Genomic DNA, 16,827 nt, shown 5'->3' on the forward strand with positions numbered 1-16,827 from the left:
TTTTTATAATTAAGGTTGTATTTTGAATAGGAAATGATAAAAAGTCAAAAAATATCTTTGCTTGTGGGGTTGTTTTTAATCTCAATCTTGCTTTTTGGGATAAACATCTCCTATAACATAAGTGGCTCTGATTTTTCTAAACTTATAAAGGTTTTCACACTCTTAACTTTAATAATCTCTCTATGCTCAATAATTGTTTTTAATTTCAACAAAACATTGAAAGTCTATCGAATTGTATTAGTTGTAGTTTCTATATTTCTGATACTTAATCTTTCTTTAGTTAAAGATGTGATAGCGTATGAATATGAATCATATAGATTATCAGAAGTTTATGAAATGGACTCATGTGAAAAAGCAGAAATCCAATTTGCAAAAGATTTGAAAAATGGAGAACTTAAGTTTTTTATTTTTGGAATAGGGACTAATCCTGAAGTTCATAGAAAATTGAAAGAAGATTATAATTTAGAAGTTTTTTACATGGGTTGTATTATTCTTTCTTCCTATGAATGTTACAATAAGTTGGTGGTTAATAAATTAAATTTAAAAATAAGATAATGCACGAAATCCAGCGAATAGTAGAAGCATACGATAGAATAGATTTTACCCAAAAAAAAGCCGCATTGGCTACTGTGGTGAAGCTTTATGGTTCCTCTTACAGAAGACCTGGAGCGAGAATGTTAATGACAGACGATGGCCGATGGATTGGTGCGATAAGTGGAGGTTGTCTGGAAGGGGACGCTTTGCGAAAGGCAAGGAAAGCCATTATGTCGGGTAAAGCTTCTCTGGTGACTTACGATACCATGGATGATGAAAATAATTCCCTTGGCATTGCGCTTGGTTGCAATGGAATTATTGATGTTTTAATAGAACCACTCGATCCGGAAAATGAGCATAATCCGATCGCGCTTTTAAGAAATGCAGTAAATGATCATCAGCTTTCCATTATTGCCACTGTGTATAAAGCGAATGGGAGTGAGGATGTGAAAATCGGGGACAGATTACTGGTTGATTATACCGGAAAGGAAATTAATACGCTGAAAGGCAAAAATTTATATAATTTAATTACTGCTGACATTGAAAAAGTTGTGGAGGAAGGGAAGTCAGTCTCCAAAGTTTATGAAATGCTTTGGGGGGAGGCAGAGGTATTTATTGAGGCCTTAATTCCCAGCATTCAACTGGTGATTTTTGGTGGAGGATATGATGCCGCCCCACTCGCACAGTTTGGCAGTTCAGTGGGCTGGAATGTGGTGGTAACTGATAATTGCATTGCCCATCTGGCACCCAAACGATTCCCTACTGCAAAAGATATTGTAGCGAGTGAGCCATCGGGTTTATTGCAAAAGATTAAGTTCAATTCCCTGACAGCAGTGGTGCTTATGTCACATGATTATCACAAGGATTTTGCTGTGCTAAAAACCATTTTACCTGCTCAGGTACCCTATATCGGAATTTTAGGTCCAAAGAAAAGAGGGGATAAAATGATGGAACAGTTGCAGGAGGAAGGAATAGAACTGAATGCGCAACAATTGGCCACTATCCATAATCCTGTAGGGCTTGATATCGGAGCTGAAACTCCTGAGGAAATAGCCATTTCCATCATTGCAGAAATTCAGGCAAAGTTTGCAAACCGAAAAGGAGGCATGTTAAAAAGCAGACAAGGCTTTATTCACGAACGGAGAGAAGATGGTGATAACATGCCAGAAAGCAACAGTATCAAAACCGTTTCCTGTCCGATTACACCAGCTAATCCCGGCTTGTAGGACTATTTAGGAATATCGAAGTGAAAATGTATGAAATTGGGAAAGCTTCTCACTTGTACTTTAAAATGAATTTCTGGGTCTCGCTGAATTTTGAGATTTTTTGGTGGCGTGATGTCACGCAAGCGCCATCACAGAGAATTATTAATCATATTTGAAAAAAAGCCTTTAATTCAAAAATTAATTTTTTTTCGGAGACTTCTCTTTCTTCTTTTAATACATTAATCTTTGAACCTTCTATTAATTCTAAATCGAAATCGTATTTCAATTCTTCTTTATTCATTAAGTTAAACGTTGAAATATAAACGAGTTTATTTTCCTTTTGAATACCAATAGCACAAAGGTCAGAAGGCCAATAATCAACTATCTTTAAAAAGGTAAAATCAATTCGGTGTTTTAACCTTTCTATCAAGTCTAAAATAGTTTTATTTTTTTTAAGTGACCTTTGAAATGAATTTTAGCGTCTCCCTTTATTTTGAAACTTTTCAAAGAAAGCAAGATGCTGTTCAAATTTAAAGATCCAAGCTGATGTTTGAACCGGAAAACGAGTAAGTAACAAAAAAGGTGTAACAAAACAAATTGCTACACCTTTTTTTATTTAGCTTTCAGTTTAAAAGAAGCCCTGGGGCTTAATACTTACTTTCTCTTTCCTTCGCTTTGGCCAGCCATTGTGGAACTACATTTTCTACAAACTCAGCTTTTTCCTGATTCAATTCATCCATTGGCATTCCCAGGTATGCCTGAGCTTTTGCTTTGGTAGATATATCCGGAATTGGAACCGGACCGATATGTCCGAGTTTGGCTAATAATTCGCTCAGCTTTAACCGGGCATCTCCGGCTATTGAAATACCTGAAGAAAGTACTCTGGCTGTTTCTACAGGAGAGTGGAAAGAACCTCCGTGTGAAGCTGCTCCATAATCCCATCTCCATTGTGCATGTCTGATGTCCATTAAGATATCTTTCATTTGTTCTTCGGTAGCTCCTTTGTCCCAGGCAAATTTTGCTTCAATATGGGTGATCGCCAAAAGGTGCTCCAATTTTCCTCTAATATCAATTACTCTATCCTGATGATCCAGTACGTTTTTCGCCAAGGTGGCTTCGCTTTGTCTATGGCAAACCTGACAGGAATTGGCAATGTTATTTAGTGGACTTTGGATTTTATGATCCGTGAACTTTTGTCCTCCTTCGCTTTTGTAAGGCATATGACAGTCCGCACAGGAAACCCCTCTTTGCGCATGAATACCAGTCTGGTAGATTTCATAGCCAGGGTGTTGTGCCTTAATCATTGGCGTTCTACTTAAAGCATGAGTCCAGTCGCTAAACTCAATTTTATCGTAATATTCTTCCACTTCCTCTACTTTAGTTCCATTATCCCATGGGAAAGTCAGGTAATTGGCTTTTTCTTTTCCAGGCTGATTTTTGGCAAAATAGTATTCTACATGGCACTGGGCACAAACCAATGACCGCATTTCCTGGTGAGTAGCTTTGGTAATGTCCTTTCCCTGTCTTTCGAATGCTTCTTTTAGTGCTGGACGAGTAATTTCCAGGTTCATGGTCTTTTCATCGTGGCAATCCGCACAGCCAATTGGGTTCACGATTTCAGGACCAAAAGTTGCCCATTTGGCTGAATAAAACTCTGTTATTCCTATTTCCTTCATGTAACGAGGCACATCAGGGCTTTTACAAGTCCAGCAGGTACTAGGCATTGGGCCATCACTTTCAGTTTTTGGTCCACCTGTTCTCAGGGTATTATAAATATCTTCAACAGCATAATAATGCCCTCTCGATTGGTTATAGTCTTTGGAAAAACCATAACCAGCCCAAAGAATTACCAAACTTGGAAACTCTTCCAGCATATCAATCATGGCACTGCCATTATATTTACTTTTAAAAGTGGTATCCTTGGTATCGTAATAAGTTTCAAACTCTCTTGGATAGTTTTGTCCCCAAACCTCATTTCGGGGTTCGAGCTCTTTCACTTCCACCTTGGGTTTATTTACCACTAAAGCTTCCGCTCTTCTTTCTGTAATGGAGGACGCAAATAATCCCAATACAAAAACAACTACAATTGTAAGGATGAACAGCAACCAACCAAGCCAGGGTTTTTTACTTATTTGTTCGTTTAGACTTGCCATTTGATTAATTGAGTAAAAGTGTAATCAGAAAAATTTATATTACTTTATTTTATTAACATCAAATTATTTTTTGTCTTCCATTAAATTGTCCAGCCATTCGGGTACCGGACTTTTTAATAAAGGCACACGTGCATTAGGCGTTGAGCTTAAGCTCTTTACCCTTCCATGCGGTACTTCTCTGTGACATTCCCAGCAGAGTTTCCCTTCTCCATGCAAATTCTTTTCTCTTGTGACAGAAAGCAAACCAACATTTTCATTTTCATGCTGATGGCATCGCTGGCAGTTTTCCTGCACTACCGCAATACCTGCCTCTTTCATTTTAATTACCTGAGGTTCGCCACGCATGGTAAATACTGTAGCATGACCCAGCCCATCTTTTCCCTTAAAAAAATACTTTCTGAAAACATTATCCTGAGGCACATGGCAATCATTACAGGTAGTAACTTCTCTGTGGGAACTGTGATTCCAGGTGGCATATTGAGGGGCCATAATGTGGCAGTTTACACAGGTTTCCGGTGCATCAGAAACATAGGAAAGGGCATTGGATTTATATAGAATATTCAAACCCATACCTACGATAGTTCCCACCAGAATGAGTACTGGGAATCGCCATTGTTTGGGTGGAAGCAGGTACTTAAATAATTTCATAGGTATTTGAGAAATTGTTGTTAGCCCTTAAAATACATTTGAAAAAAATCTGATTAATTATTTGAAAAAATCAGGATGAAATTTCTAAAGCACTTAAATAATGAGTTTGCCCGGCAAATTAATTTTGGTTAAACATAGAAAAATTTGCGTAATTAAGCCATGCCCAAAATCAATATTTCTAAAGATTAAAATCATTCTAAATAAACTGCTTTTTTGGTCTTTTTCGGAAATGATATCAAATATTGTATTATGGTATTTTAAATGCTATTTTTCCGCAGTTTTAATTAAACAACCTACATTTTGACAACTGAAACTAAATCATGAAAAAATCTCATATTTTAGCCATCCTAATTATTGCAGTTTCAATTGGTATTATAGTCTCCTCTCTTTCCAGCACTGGTTCTTATGCCACCTTTTCTCAGGCTTTTGATCAGGAAGGAGAAAAGTTCACCGTTGTCGGGAATTTACTTAAGGACAAGGAAATGGAATATAATCCGGAGGTAAATGCCAATTTATTTACTTTTTATATGAAAGATAAAGATGGTGTGGAGAAGAAGGTTTTTCTCAATCAAAGTAAGCCCCATGATTTCGAAAGATCGGAAGATATTGTAGTGAAAGGATCGGCCAAAGGAGATGCTTTTTATGCTACCAGCGTGTTGTTGAAATGCCCATCAAAATATAAAGAACAACAGGAATTTTCTACAAAAAACAGTTAGAGGGTTTACTTTAAAAAAATCATTTCAGAAAAATTTTACAATTCTCGTTCATGGAATATATAGGAGAACATACACTTTTGGGCAATGCCGGTCATTTGTTGATCATCATGGGATTTGTGACCGCTCTTGCTGCTACATTTAGTTTTTTTACAGCGACCAATAATTCAGATTTAGAAAAAGCCAATTCCTGGGAAAACTTTGGAAAAATATCCTTTAAACTGCATTCTATTTGTACTTTAATTGTAATAGGGATGCTGTTTTTTATGATGGCTAACCACTATTTCGAATTTAATTATGTTTGGAAATACAGCAATAAATCCATGCCTCCGAAATATTTATTTGCTGCCTTTTGGGGCGGGCAACAAGGTAGCTTTCTACTATGGGCTTTCTGGCATGTGATTTTGGGTAATGTATTAATCAGTACAGTTAGTAAAGATTGGTTATCACCGGTTTTGTGCATATTTGCCCTGGTACAGGCATTCCTTCTCTCCATGTTGATGGGAGTTTATTTTTGGGATTATAAATTAGGAGAAAGCCCATTCGAATTGGTAAGAAATCTGCCAGACAATGTGAATTTGCCATGGACCGAATTCCCAGACTATTTGCAGAAATTCCCAAGGTTTCAGGATGGAAACGGACTGAATCCATTACTTAGAAACTACTGGATGACGATTCATCCGCCTACCTTGTTTTTAGGTTTTGCGGCTACCTTAATTCCATTTGCCTTTGCCATTGCCGGAATTTGGAAAAGGCAATTTACATCCTGGATAAAACCTGCCTTACCCTGGACTTACTTCGGAATTATGGTTTTGGGAACCGGTATTTTAATGGGAGGAGCATGGGCTTATGAAGCCTTAAGTTTTGGTGGGTTTTGGGCCTGGGATCCTGTGGAAAATGCATCTTTTGTTCCCTGGCTGGTTTTGGTGGGTGCAGGCCATTGTATGATCATCACAGAGAAAAGGAACACTTCGCATTTTTCCTCCTTTTTCCTTTGTCTTATGTCATTTATCCTAGTGCTTTACTCTACTTTTCTAACCAGAAGTGGCATTTTGGGAGATAGTTCTGTGCATTCCTTTGGGGAAAATGGCATGTTGATGCAATTGCTGATTTATCTGCTATTTTTTATATGGCTGGCTTTCACCCTACTCATGCTTGACAGAAAATTCCAGCTGGCTTATACTGCACTTTGTCTGATTTTATTTATTGCTGAAATGATTACCGGAGCGACTGCAGTGACCACCACCATTTTTTTAGTGGGAACCATCGCATTTCTGGTCATTACTTATAATAAATATTTCCCCAAACAGGAAAAAGATGATCAGTTGTGGTCAAGGGAATTCTGGATGTTTTTAGGTGCTTTAGTTTTAATATTATCTTCCCTGCAAATTACCATATCCACTTCCATTCCGGTAATTAACAGCATTTTTGGGACAAATATGGACGCCTTTACCGAAATCCAGGAAAGGAATTTATATTATGGAAAATGGCAGGTGCCGTTCGCCATCATTTTTGTGATCTTAATGGGTGTGGGACAGTTTTTAAAATATAAAAATACGGAGACTAAACCCTTATTTTCAAAATTCAAAATTCCAGCGCTTCTTACCATTGTATTTTCTGCTTTTTTCTATTTTACCGCCAGATTTACAATTGATGATTATTGGTACACTGGGTTAATGATTTTCTCCATTTTCGCCATTATCACCAATGGAAGTTATTTTCTAAATGTGTTGAAAGGGAAACTGGATTATGCAGGGAGTTCCATTGCCCATATAGGATTTGGTTTGATTTTGCTTGGCGCTTTGATATCCACGGCCAAGTCGGTAGAAATTTCCGAAAATAAAACCGGATTTGATGTAAGTAAATTGAACAAGGATTTCAGCAACAATGAGAACATCCTTTTGCGAAAAGGTGATACCCTGAAAATGGGAGATTATTTTGTGACATACCGAGGTAAAACCAAAGATGAAATTAATCTGAATTATGAAGTTGCATATTTCGATTCAGAAGAAAATAAAAAAACGGGAGAATTGCAGCCTGGAGATTATCAGTTTTCCCTATTTCCTTTTGTACAACTGAATGAAACTTTTGGGAATGTGCCGGAGCCTGGAACCAAGCATTATCTTTCTAAAGATATTTTCACGCATATTAAATGGGCTGACCTGGAAATGAATATTGAGGAGGATGGACATGATGATGATTATATGGGAGAAACAGGGGTAATGATGGGCATCAATGACCGGTACCATCATGAAAACCTACAGGTGAAACTGCTGGATATTAATCTTTTGGAGCGGGAACAATTAGTTGCCCCCGAATTTCAACCTCATGATATTGTAATTAAAGCCGATCTGGAAATTACAGATATGCGAGAAGGGCAGGAGAAGACTTATCCGGTTTCTCCTTTATATATTATAAGAGATTCTATCAATATCATCCCAAATTTTGCCCACCTGGATGAATTGGATATAAAGTTCAGGATTATAGAACTTGGGAGGGAGGACAGAACAGTAATGATAGGATTGCAGGAAAGAGAATACATCGTGATGGAAGCCATCGTTTTCCCCTATATCAACATTTTATGGATAGGTTGCCTGGTGATGATTTTAGGAACCTTTATGGCGATTAGGCAAAGGTTTAGGAGGTTGCATACCCAATCAGGTACACAAAATAAAGCCAAGAAAGGTGAGCAGAAATTAGAAAAAGTGGTGGGGTAAATGAGAGTAAAAAAAAACTGATATTTATCATTTATTTCCATGTCAATTGTCATGAATTATTAAAGCCCTACTGACCATCTTTGGACCATACAGATATACAATGCGTTGATGTATGCTTTGAGATAGCCAATAAATAGTTGAAATATCTCCTCTTTACTTGAAGGGGAGATATTTTTTTTACATGATGCTAAAAGTGGAATTGAGTTGATTTACAGTGTCGTTTCGGGCTCTTATAAAACTGCTTAATTACCTAAAGAACTGAGAAGTCATATTGGCAAAATTATCTTCTTTCAATTTTGTGGTAACTGTCTGATAATAAGATAATATTTCTCAAAATAAATTGGTACAGGTGCTTTAAAATTGCTAATCTTATAAAATAAACCAGTGGAGAAAATATTGGAACCTTTAAAAATCGATAAAAATCTGAAATGCTATCATTGTGGGGACGACTGTGATGATCATCCAATTGTAGTGGAGGAAAAGGTTTTTTGTTGCCAGGGGTGTAAAACGGTTTATGAAATACTGAGTGATAGTAATCTGGATAATTATTATAATCTGGAGAAAAACCCCGGAATTAAAATGCCCGGAGTAGCCAGGCCTGGTGCCCCTCAATCCAAATATGTAATTTTAGATAATGAAGATATTCAAAAACAGTTAATCAGTTTTACTGATGATCATATTACCAGTATTCAGTTTTTTGTGCCGGGTATTCACTGCAGTTCCTGCATCTGGTTATTAGAAAACCTCCATAAACTTCATTCGGGAATTATTAAATCCGTAGTAAATTTTCCCAAAAAACAAGCTTCAGTTACCTTTAGAAATGCGAAAATCACCCTTCGGCAGGTGGTTGAATTACTGGCTGGAATTGGATATGCTCCGGAAATTAATTTAAACCCCAAAAAAGAAGATAAACAATCCGGGTTACCCAAGTCATTTTATATAAAGCTTGGCCTGGCTGGTTTTTGTTTTGGTAATATCATGCTCCTCAGTATTCCGGAGTATCTGGATAGTGCCAATGCCATTGACCCGGAATTTAAAAGTTATTTTTCTTATCTCACTTTTCTGCTGGCAATACCTGTTTTGCTTTATAGTGGAAATGAATATTTTACTTCAGCTTACAAAGGATTAAAACAGAAATATATCAATATAGATGTGCCCATTTCTTTGGGAATTCTCACCTTATTTTTCAGAAGTGCATATGAAATCATTAGCCAGACAGGGCCTGGTTTTATGGATTCTCTGGCCGGTTTGATTTTTTTCCTTTTGATAGGGAAGTGGTACCAGAATAAAACTTATGCTGCACTTTCCTTTGACCGGGATTATGCTTCCTATTTTCCTGTTGGTGTTACTTTAAAACTGGGTGAGGAGGAAAAAGTAATTCCATTAAAAGAGGTGAAAATAGGGGACAGGCTGGTGGTGAAAAACCAGGAGTTAATCCCTGCCGATGCCATTTTACTTCATGGAACCGGAAATATTGACTACAGTTTTGTAACAGGGGAATCTGAGCCGGTAGGAAAGTCATTAGGGGAAACATTGTATGCCGGTGGAAGGCAAATTGGGACGGGAATTGAGATTGAAATCATGAAGCCTGTGGATAATAGTTATTTGACTCAGCTTTGGAATCAGGAGGTTTTTCAAAAAGAAGAACAATCCAAAATTTCCGCTATAGCCAATTCAGTAAGTAAATATTTCACCATAATTATATTGGGAATTGCTTTAATTACGGCTGTTTATTGGTATTTCGAAGATGCTTCAAAAATTATTAATGCAGTTACAGCAGTATTGATTGTGGCATGTCCTTGCGCATTGGCGTTGAGCATACCTTTTACTTTTGGGAACACCCTTAGAATTTTGGGGAAACAGGGATTTTATCTTAAAAATACCGAAGCAATTGAAGAGCTTTCAAAAGTGAATGATGTAGTGCTGGACAAAACCGGTACACTTACAGAAACCCAAACCAAATCTATTGAATATTTAGGTGAAAGTTTAAGTGAGGAGGAAAAGGAAGCGATTAAAGCTCTGGCGTATAACTCTACCCATCCACTCAGCAAAGCCATTACAGGATTTCTTCCTCAAAGTTTTGAGAAGGAAAAGGTGGAAGGATTTGAAGAAATACCCGGGCAGGGGCTTAGCGGAAAATACAAAAATGTATTCGTGAAACTTGGTAGTGAAGTATTTGTTACAGGAAATAAAAGCCAATCAGAAACAGGGACTAAAGTTTTTGTAGCTATAAATGATGTTTCTAAAGGTTGTTATGAATTTAAAGCAAGTTACAGAAAAGGTTTTGAACAGGTAATAGCACATTTGAGGGGAAAATATAGCCTCCATTTACTTTCAGGAGATAATAACAAGGAAAAGGAATTTCTAGGTAAGTATTTTTCGAATGGAAATAAATTGAATTTTAACCAGTCTCCTCTGGATAAACTCAAGTATATTAAAACACTAAAGGATGAGGGGAAAAAAGTGCTGATGGTAGGAGATGGGCTCAATGATTCTGGTGCGCTTAAACAAAGCGATGTAGGCATTTCCATTTCTGATGATATCTATAATTTTTCTCCTGCCTGTGATGCTATTCTCGAGGCTCAGAATTTTAAAAACATCCACAAAATTATCCGTTTTTCCAGAGTTACCATTGGAGTAGTAATCGTCAGTTTTGTCCTTTCATTTTTATACAATATTGTTGGGTTGAGCTTTGCTGTTTCAGGATTGCTTACTCCACTTATTTCAGCTATTCTAATGCCATTAAGCTCTGTCACGGTAGTGGGATTTACTATCATTGCTACCAATATTCTTGGTAAATTAATTTTTACTAAAAACTAATCTCAAGACTTGATTTCATTTTAATCAACTAATTGGATTGTAATGAAAAGAAGATGTAAGTTTTTTTGGGATAAGTTAAAGTTTTTTGGATGTAAGGAATTTTCCAATTTGTCACATTTTTTTTGGGAAAATAGAGGTAATTAACAATCATTCAGCCTAATATGCACTGAGAGGGGTATTTTTTAGTTTTTTTTTGAAAATAGGGGTTGTAAGTTAAATTTATTTATATACCTTTGTAATCATAGAAGATAATACTACTGGATGTAACAATCCGAATAGAAGATAAAATTAACTCGATTACCGAATAGAAGATAAATAATGAAACTATCAGAAAAAGCCTTTCGAAAGAAGGGCTTTTTTTATGTTTTAATTTTAGTTTTTCCGAGTCAGAATCCTCTACTGCCTAAGATTTCTTTTAAATCATCGATCAACTGGTCCCATAACTCATGCAGTTCCTCAAGGTCATCCATTTCCGAATAATCTGTTACGGTAAGAAATGAAGACTGTGTCATTTCGTTGAAATCTATCTTAAATTCCAGAGTGGATAAATTGTGGTCATCTTCCTCATTTTCGGGAAGGAATTGAAATTTGATGTGATGATTTGTCCTTTTTGAGGCTATTTGAGCAATATGGCTTTCTCCTTCCCAAATAAAATCAAGGTTTCTATTGGGTAGAATATTTACCTCATCAGCAAACCATTCCTGAAGACCACTTGCAGTAGACAGATAGGGGAACAGCATTTTTAAAGCAGCTTTTACCTCATATTCAGCAACATATTTAAATTTACTCATGTCATAGAAAAAAAATTGATTAAGGATTATGCAATATAACCATTAGAACCAAAAGTCCAAGATAAAAATAAAATGAAATAAAACTTGTGAAAAAAAAATCAAAATGTCATATTTGCACTCCAATTGAATGGCGAGGTAGCTCAGTTGGTTAGAGCGCAGGATTCATAACCCTGAGGTCACGGGTTCAACTCCCGTCTTCGCTACTGTTTTAGGTTTTAAAAGGCTGTGAACCAAGTGTTTACAGCCTTTTTTTATAAAACCGTTAACCAGACCGTTAACCGTTTTTCAGGGTTGTTTTATTTATTTTCCTTATTTTTTTCTAATTTATCTTCCTATCTGACCCATTCGTCCCAGGTGTTTTTTTGTCCCGTCCCTCTCATTTGTCCCAGGGATTTTGTGACTCGTCCTGATGACTCGTCCTGAAAAAAGTTAGAATTTGAAAAAAAATTTTTTTGAATAAATGGATTTTTTAAGGAATTGCGGTTCAAAATTGCTTGAAAAAAATTGGAGGCTGGAATTTTATATAAAACCGGGAAAGGATTATTAATATGATATCATTTTCTCAATTCGATTTCACTTATTGTTTTATCGAATATCTTACCATCCTTATCGAAACACCAAACATTTGAAACTTCCTTTAATTCTGGAAATTTATCTTCTCCAGTTTTGATTTTTTGGCTGATAATTCTCCTCAATTTTCTGTTGGCTCTCCTTTTATTCTGTTTTTCCGAGTCAGCAGTGCTAATTCCTCTGATTTTTATTTTTTTTCTTGACCGACTCATATTTTATGTTCAAAATTAATTGGCTCTGATGGAATAATCCTAATTTACACCCATAGCCGGTTCAAATGAACAAGGCTATGGGTGATTATCAGGTTACCTTCCAAGAGCAAAATTTTGCTGTCTAGAAACTATCCCTTCACCAATCTTTTCACCACCAAAATTTTCCCCTTACTAAGTTTAAGGAAATAAATCCCCTTAGTCAGCTCTGCCAAATCAATGGATTCTACCATGTTTTGAGTTGACTTTTTAAGGCTTTGTTTAATAAGGGACTTTCCGGTAATGTCTAGGATTTCTAGTTAGTAATTCCCATTAATTTGATTTTGGATATTGACCTGGATTACATTTTCAACCGGATTTGGGTAGATGGTTACCCCTTCAATTGGTTCAAAATCTTCCAAGCCAGTAATGGAAGTAATTTCTACAGAAAGGCTGTCCCCCACCAAAAGAGAGAGTTGTAGGCTTTGTCCATCTTCGGCAATTTCAAAAAGGGAATTACTGAGAGAAAGTGGTTTGTTATTATAATCTGCTGCCAACTTATATTCCCCTGAATTGATGTTTTTAAACTGAAATAATCCATTAGAATCTGTGGTATCTAGTCCTACTAATACTTTTTCTTTATTCAAAAGATAAACCGGAAGTGCTGGAATTGGTGTTCCTTCGGTTGCAAATCCCTGGCTTAATCTTCCTCCTTCATTCCCTTCAGTTTCCAGGGCTAAACCTTCTATGGTGGAATTGCCTGTTTGCTCACCTGCTTTTTCTACCAAAGTAATGGTCACTGATTTATCTTCGGTTAGCTCAATCACTTCAGCTTCAGTAAATAACAATGCGTCTCCAAAATAGGTTGGAAGTAGATTAGGAAATTTTTCCGAATCGGGAATGGTTTTCAAAATAAACTGTCCATTTTCTTCTCCATCAAATTCAAAGGAATTTCCATCGGTAAGTGTGATTGATTTAAAAAGATTTATGCTATCGCCTGAAGTTTGATAGACTTCAATTGTTCCCTGATTTACCGGTTCTCCTGATTGAGTTAATAGGCTTCCGGTGATTTTGAATTGTTTTTTTACTTCAAATGCTTTCCATTCTGAAAAAGGAGATGCTCCATAAGAAGGATCGATGGCTTGTATACGCCATTTATAGTTGCCATAGGCTAAGCTGTCCATTACAAGCTTTGTATTATGACCCATATTCCCTGCACCTGGTATGAGTTGCGAACCATTATCTAAGGACTGGGAAGACCAAATTATGGAATCTCCTTTCCGTATTTCAAGGTTGTAGGTTAAGCTGGTAACCTGGCTTTGTGCATCCGTAGCCCCTGACCATGATAGTTCAATTTGATTTCCTGATTGCTTATGAGTTAAATCTGAAGGAAGGTTTGGTGATGTGTTTTTTTTGAATTTGTTAACTCCTGCATTTCCAACATAGAAGTTAGCAAAATCTTCTATTTTAGAAGAATAATCGCCCAGAAATTTTAATTTATTTATTTTCGAATTAAAAATGTCCACATCATTATCATTATCAAAATCCAAAAATTTAAATTGGCCTCCTCCTCCGTTGATGCCTAAATCAATTAATTCATAAAAATCATTTTTCTGATTATTTAAAAACCCTTTAGTGATAAAGAAATCATTGTAACCTTTTCCTCCCCAGATTCCTGAAGCAATAAAATCTAAAAAACCATCATTGTTCAAATCAACCCATTCAACAGTCTTCCAATCAGAGTTCGGAGTAGCTGAAAAGGTTAGATAATTGTTTTTTTGTTCTTCAAATTGAAAGTTCCCCAAATTTTTATAGACATAAGTTTCATAGGTATAGTTATCACGATCAAATTTTAATATCAATAAATCAGGGAAACCATCTAAATCATAATCACCAACAGAATAATCCGCCCAACTTTTAATTAAATCATTGCTTAATTCAGTAAAGGTTAGATTCCCATTATTTATGTAAACCTTAACTATATCTTGGATTATAGTTGTTCCATTTGGTTGAGGGTATCGTACAATGCCTGAATAAATCAAATCATTCTTCCCATCATTGTTTAAATCTACCCATTTGGCATTTGAAAAATCTACTCCAGTAAACACATTATTTTCCAGTTTTGAGAATTGAAAGTTTCCTTCATTTAAATATACCGTGGCGATTAGGTCACTATTAACAGAATCTATTAAAAAACCAGAATAGAAGACATCTAGGTCTCCATCATTATCTATATCTCCCCATGTAAGACCATTATGACCTAATGGTGGAAAAATTGGATTATATTTTAATCTAAATTCCCTATTATTAATATTTTCATAGAAAATTAAAGTAGAATCTGTATGACCTCCAGTGGTAGAAATGTCAAAATCTCCATCATTATCAATATCTATCCAGTTTGCAATTAGATTGTTTGATAACAAATTATGATCTATATCAGGATTTGTCGGAAGAGTAACAGATTTAATTAATTGATAATTGCTGTCAATGGTATATATTTCTGTATTTGTACTAAATGTATGGGTTGAATCATTATATTTTCTACCAGTGATAATTCCATCTAGGTATCCGTCACTGTCAAGGTCTACCCAATCTGAACCAGTTTGAAAATATCCCTCTAATACATTTTCTATTACACTTTTGGTTGATTTTAAAGATGTTATTGAGTCTAATAAGTACCCAGATCTACCATTGTCATTTTTTATGGATAGTCTATAATAGTATTTGGAATTTTCTTGGATTTCATAATCATTAAAAGTAGAAGAATTAGATGGAAGACTTGAAATTAAAAGAAAATCCTCGTCTCCAGGACCTTTTCTTTCTATTATATATCCTTCTTCTCCTTCTGCTTTTTCTTCCCAGCTTAGTTCTATATGGTTACTTGTAATGGCATTTAATTTCAGGTCAGAAGGTAATATTAATTCGATTTTGAATGTATCCCCAAATGTAAACTTTGATCCTTCATAATTACCATCAATGGCCTGAATACCCCAGGTATATTTCCCGTTAGGTAAGTCTCTTAAAATCCATTGGTTGAGCCCCCCATTTATATTCCCTGCTCTGGCAACTTGTCTTTTTCCCGTTTCAAGCTCAGCCATAGGTGGATCGTAAAAAAAGGTGGAATCTTCAGATAAGGCAAAAATGTTAAAGGTCAAGCCAATTTTTTCCGTTTCGGAATCCTCCTGAGCCTCCCATTTTAAAAAAATATCATTCCCGGTTACTGAATCACTCAGGTTGATAGGGGGAAGTGGTTTCGAGTTTTCGGTGAATACATTATCATTTAAGTCATTTTGATAAATTTTAATAGTAACCTCATCTTGAAGTGTTCTTCCTGTCATCACCAGATCCAAATCTCCGTCATTATCCAGATCTCCCCAAGCAACGGAATTGTCTTTCAGTGCCATCAGGTTAGGTGTATTTACGGTTTCAAATACACCATTTTCATTTTGGTATAAAGAAGTTGTGATTGAAATGGGGTCGTAATATCCATTGGTTTCCCCTGCAATTAATAAATCTAAATCTCCATCTGCATCATAATCTCCCCATTCATTCTCTCCATCCGATAATCTGGGAAAAAAACCTTGTTGAACAGGTTGGTAAAGACCTCCATATTTATCTAAATTGGGTTTTACGGTAGTTTCGTCATTAGAGGCATATACCACATCTATTAACATGTCATTATTGAAATCGCCCCATTTGGGCTCTACCTGATAATAATGATGATTGATAAATAAATATTTTTCTAAAAAACTTTCCTCCTTACCCTAGTTAAGGTAAATTCGTAATGACTCTCCTGGTTTTGGCTGATTTATCAGAAAGTCAACCATTCCGTCATTGTTAAAATCAACATTGGAGGTTAAAAGGTTTGTATTATAATAGTTTGAAAGCTTATTGAAAATATGTACCTCTGTAAATTTCCCTTCACCATCATTGGCATATAATGCAGCCTGATAATAGGACTCATCTTTACTTTCAAATATCCTTCCAGTAAGAAGAACATCAAAAATGTTATCATTATTAAAATCTACTAATGTTGCATCAGTTTGAGCTAATTCTGGGAGACCTGTGTTTGTGGCGAGTTCAAAAATGTCATCTCCCTTGTTGTAATAAACCAGGGTTTTGCCTTCTTCATCATTCCACGGTCCGAATCTTCCCGCAATAAAAATATCCAACAAACCATCCCCATTTACATCTCCCCATTCTGCCTTCCCTTCAGCAACTCCAGGAATCGTATCAGGTTGAATAGCTGCTTTTTCGAATACGCCTCCATTATTCTTTAATACATGAGTTATGAATTGGTCCTGCGCAAATAACCCTGTAGCCAAGATATCCAAATCCCCATCTTTGTCATAATCTCCAAGACTAATATCGCCATCATAGATGCCCGGAAGGCTATCGGGGGTAATATCGGTGAATTGCCCGAATAAAATTGATGATTTAATGATAAACAGGATGGGTAGAAGTGTACGGAAAAACAGTTTCATAGAG

The 16,827-nt window shown here is 36.1% G+C and carries 13 protein-coding genes and 1 tRNA gene; 6 read left to right on the top strand and 8 right to left on the bottom strand.

Annotated elements, in window-relative coordinates; genetic code table 11:
- Positions 1 to 33: 33 nt before the first annotated feature.
- Entirely contained in the window at positions 34 to 555 is a 522-nt protein-coding gene (locus A3EM_RS47525; RefSeq protein ID WP_157637863.1) for an FEKKY domain-containing protein, read from the top strand.
- Entirely contained in the window at positions 555 to 1,760 is a 1,206-nt protein-coding gene (locus A3EM_RS0112860; RefSeq protein WP_020528629.1) for an XdhC family protein, read from the top strand. The genes A3EM_RS47525 and A3EM_RS0112860 overlap by 1 nt, the downstream gene beginning before the upstream one ends.
- 145 nt (positions 1,761 to 1,905) lie before the next feature.
- On the opposite strand, the gene A3EM_RS0112870 is transcribed toward A3EM_RS0112860, so the two are convergent.
- The 3 genes from A3EM_RS0112870 to nrfH form a co-directional block, all read right to left on the bottom strand.
- The gene (locus tag A3EM_RS0112870) at positions 1,906 to 2,169 is read right to left on the bottom strand and encodes a hypothetical protein (protein ID WP_020528630.1); all 264 of its coding nucleotides are present in this window, start codon (positions 2,167 to 2,169) and stop codon (positions 1,906 to 1,908) included.
- Positions 2,170 to 2,386: 217 nt separating this feature from the next.
- Complete coding sequence (nrfA, locus tag A3EM_RS0112875) at positions 2,387 to 3,892, bottom strand: ammonia-forming cytochrome c nitrite reductase (RefSeq protein WP_020528631.1); 1,506 nt, start codon at positions 3,890 to 3,892, stop codon at positions 2,387 to 2,389.
- Between the two features lie 63 nt (positions 3,893 to 3,955).
- Positions 3,956 to 4,540 (bottom strand): cytochrome c nitrite reductase small subunit, encoded by a 585-nt coding sequence (gene nrfH / locus A3EM_RS0112880; protein WP_020528632.1) that lies wholly within the window; start codon positions 4,538 to 4,540, stop codon positions 3,956 to 3,958.
- Between the two features lie 320 nt (positions 4,541 to 4,860).
- On the opposite strand from nrfH, the gene A3EM_RS0112885 reads away from it, so the two are divergent.
- From A3EM_RS0112885 to A3EM_RS0112895, 3 genes are all read left to right on the top strand, one after another.
- Complete coding sequence (locus tag A3EM_RS0112885; protein ID WP_020528633.1) at positions 4,861 to 5,256, top strand: cytochrome c maturation protein CcmE domain-containing protein; 396 nt, start codon at positions 4,861 to 4,863, stop codon at positions 5,254 to 5,256.
- A 50-nt stretch (positions 5,257 to 5,306) separates the two neighbouring features.
- A complete protein-coding gene (ccsA, locus tag A3EM_RS42275; RefSeq protein WP_020528634.1) occupies positions 5,307 to 7,970 on the top strand; it encodes a cytochrome c biogenesis protein CcsA in 2,664 nt (887 codons plus the stop codon).
- Between the two features lie 384 nt (positions 7,971 to 8,354).
- Positions 8,355 to 10,790: a heavy metal translocating P-type ATPase gene (locus A3EM_RS0112895; protein WP_020528635.1), complete on the top strand. Its 2,436-nt coding sequence runs from the start codon at positions 8,355 to 8,357 to the stop codon at positions 10,788 to 10,790.
- Between the two features lie 386 nt (positions 10,791 to 11,176).
- Here A3EM_RS0112895 and A3EM_RS0112900 read toward each other — a convergent pair whose 3' ends face one another.
- The gene (locus A3EM_RS0112900) at positions 11,177 to 11,581 is read right to left on the bottom strand and encodes an START-like domain-containing protein (RefSeq protein ID WP_020528636.1); all 405 of its coding nucleotides are present in this window, start codon (positions 11,579 to 11,581) and stop codon (positions 11,177 to 11,179) included.
- Between the two features lie 129 nt (positions 11,582 to 11,710).
- On the opposite strand from A3EM_RS0112900, the gene A3EM_RS0112905 reads away from it, so the two are divergent.
- A tRNA-Met gene (locus tag A3EM_RS0112905) sits at positions 11,711 to 11,784 on the top strand.
- Between the two features lie 351 nt (positions 11,785 to 12,135).
- Here A3EM_RS0112905 and A3EM_RS0112915 read toward each other — a convergent pair.
- The 4 genes from A3EM_RS0112915 to A3EM_RS0112930 all read right to left on the bottom strand — a co-directional run bounded on the left by A3EM_RS0112915 (position 12,136) and on the right by A3EM_RS0112930 (position 16,823).
- Positions 12,136 to 12,363, bottom strand: a complete 228-nt coding sequence (locus A3EM_RS0112915; protein ID WP_020528637.1) for a hypothetical protein — start codon at positions 12,361 to 12,363, stop codon at positions 12,136 to 12,138.
- Between the two features lie 128 nt (positions 12,364 to 12,491).
- On the bottom strand, positions 12,492 to 12,653 hold the full coding sequence (locus tag A3EM_RS47060) for a T9SS type A sorting domain-containing protein (RefSeq protein ID WP_083925223.1): 162 nt from the start codon (positions 12,651 to 12,653) through the stop codon (positions 12,492 to 12,494).
- A 6-nt stretch (positions 12,654 to 12,659) separates the two neighbouring features.
- Positions 12,660 to 16,013, bottom strand: coding sequence for an FG-GAP-like repeat-containing protein (locus A3EM_RS0112925; RefSeq protein WP_020528639.1), 3,354 nt, complete (start codon positions 16,011 to 16,013; stop codon positions 12,660 to 12,662).
- 90 nt (positions 16,014 to 16,103) lie between these two features.
- Positions 16,104 to 16,823, bottom strand: a complete 720-nt coding sequence (locus A3EM_RS0112930) for an FG-GAP repeat domain-containing protein (RefSeq protein ID WP_020528640.1) — start codon at positions 16,821 to 16,823, stop codon at positions 16,104 to 16,106.
- Positions 16,824 to 16,827: the final 4 nt, after the last annotated feature.

Origin of the sequence: Flexithrix dorotheae DSM 6795 (assembly GCF_000379765.1) — a bacterium.
Lineage (GTDB): Bacteria > Bacteroidota > Bacteroidia > Cytophagales > Flammeovirgaceae > Flexithrix > Flexithrix dorotheae.

What these genes read in the sequence shown, in the direction of transcription:
- A3EM_RS0112900 (WP_020528636.1), bottom strand. Translation starts at nt 11,581, where the DNA reads ATGAGTAAATTTAAATATGTTGCTGAATATGAGGTAAAAGCTGCTTTA.
- A3EM_RS0112915 (WP_020528637.1), bottom strand. Translation starts at nt 12,363, where the DNA reads ATGAGTCGGTCAAGAAAAAAAATAAAAATCAGAGGAATTAGCACTGCT.
- A3EM_RS0112925 (WP_020528639.1), bottom strand. Translation starts at nt 16,013, where the DNA reads ATGTTAATAGATGTGGTATATGCCTCTAATGACGAAACTACCGTAAAA.
- A3EM_RS47525 (WP_157637863.1), top strand. Translation starts at nt 34, where the DNA reads ATGATAAAAAGTCAAAAAATATCTTTGCTTGTGGGGTTGTTTTTAATC.
- nrfA (WP_020528631.1), bottom strand. Translation starts at nt 3,892, where the DNA reads ATGGCAAGTCTAAACGAACAAATAAGTAAAAAACCCTGGCTTGGTTGG.
- nrfH (WP_020528632.1), bottom strand. Translation starts at nt 4,540, where the DNA reads ATGAAATTATTTAAGTACCTGCTTCCACCCAAACAATGGCGATTCCCA.
- A3EM_RS0112860 (WP_020528629.1), top strand. Translation starts at nt 555, where the DNA reads ATGCACGAAATCCAGCGAATAGTAGAAGCATACGATAGAATAGATTTT.
- ccsA (WP_020528634.1), top strand. Translation starts at nt 5,307, where the DNA reads ATGGAATATATAGGAGAACATACACTTTTGGGCAATGCCGGTCATTTG.
- A3EM_RS0112930 (WP_020528640.1), bottom strand. Translation starts at nt 16,823, where the DNA reads ATGAAACTGTTTTTCCGTACACTTCTACCCATCCTGTTTATCATTAAA.
- A3EM_RS0112885 (WP_020528633.1), top strand. Translation starts at nt 4,861, where the DNA reads ATGAAAAAATCTCATATTTTAGCCATCCTAATTATTGCAGTTTCAATT.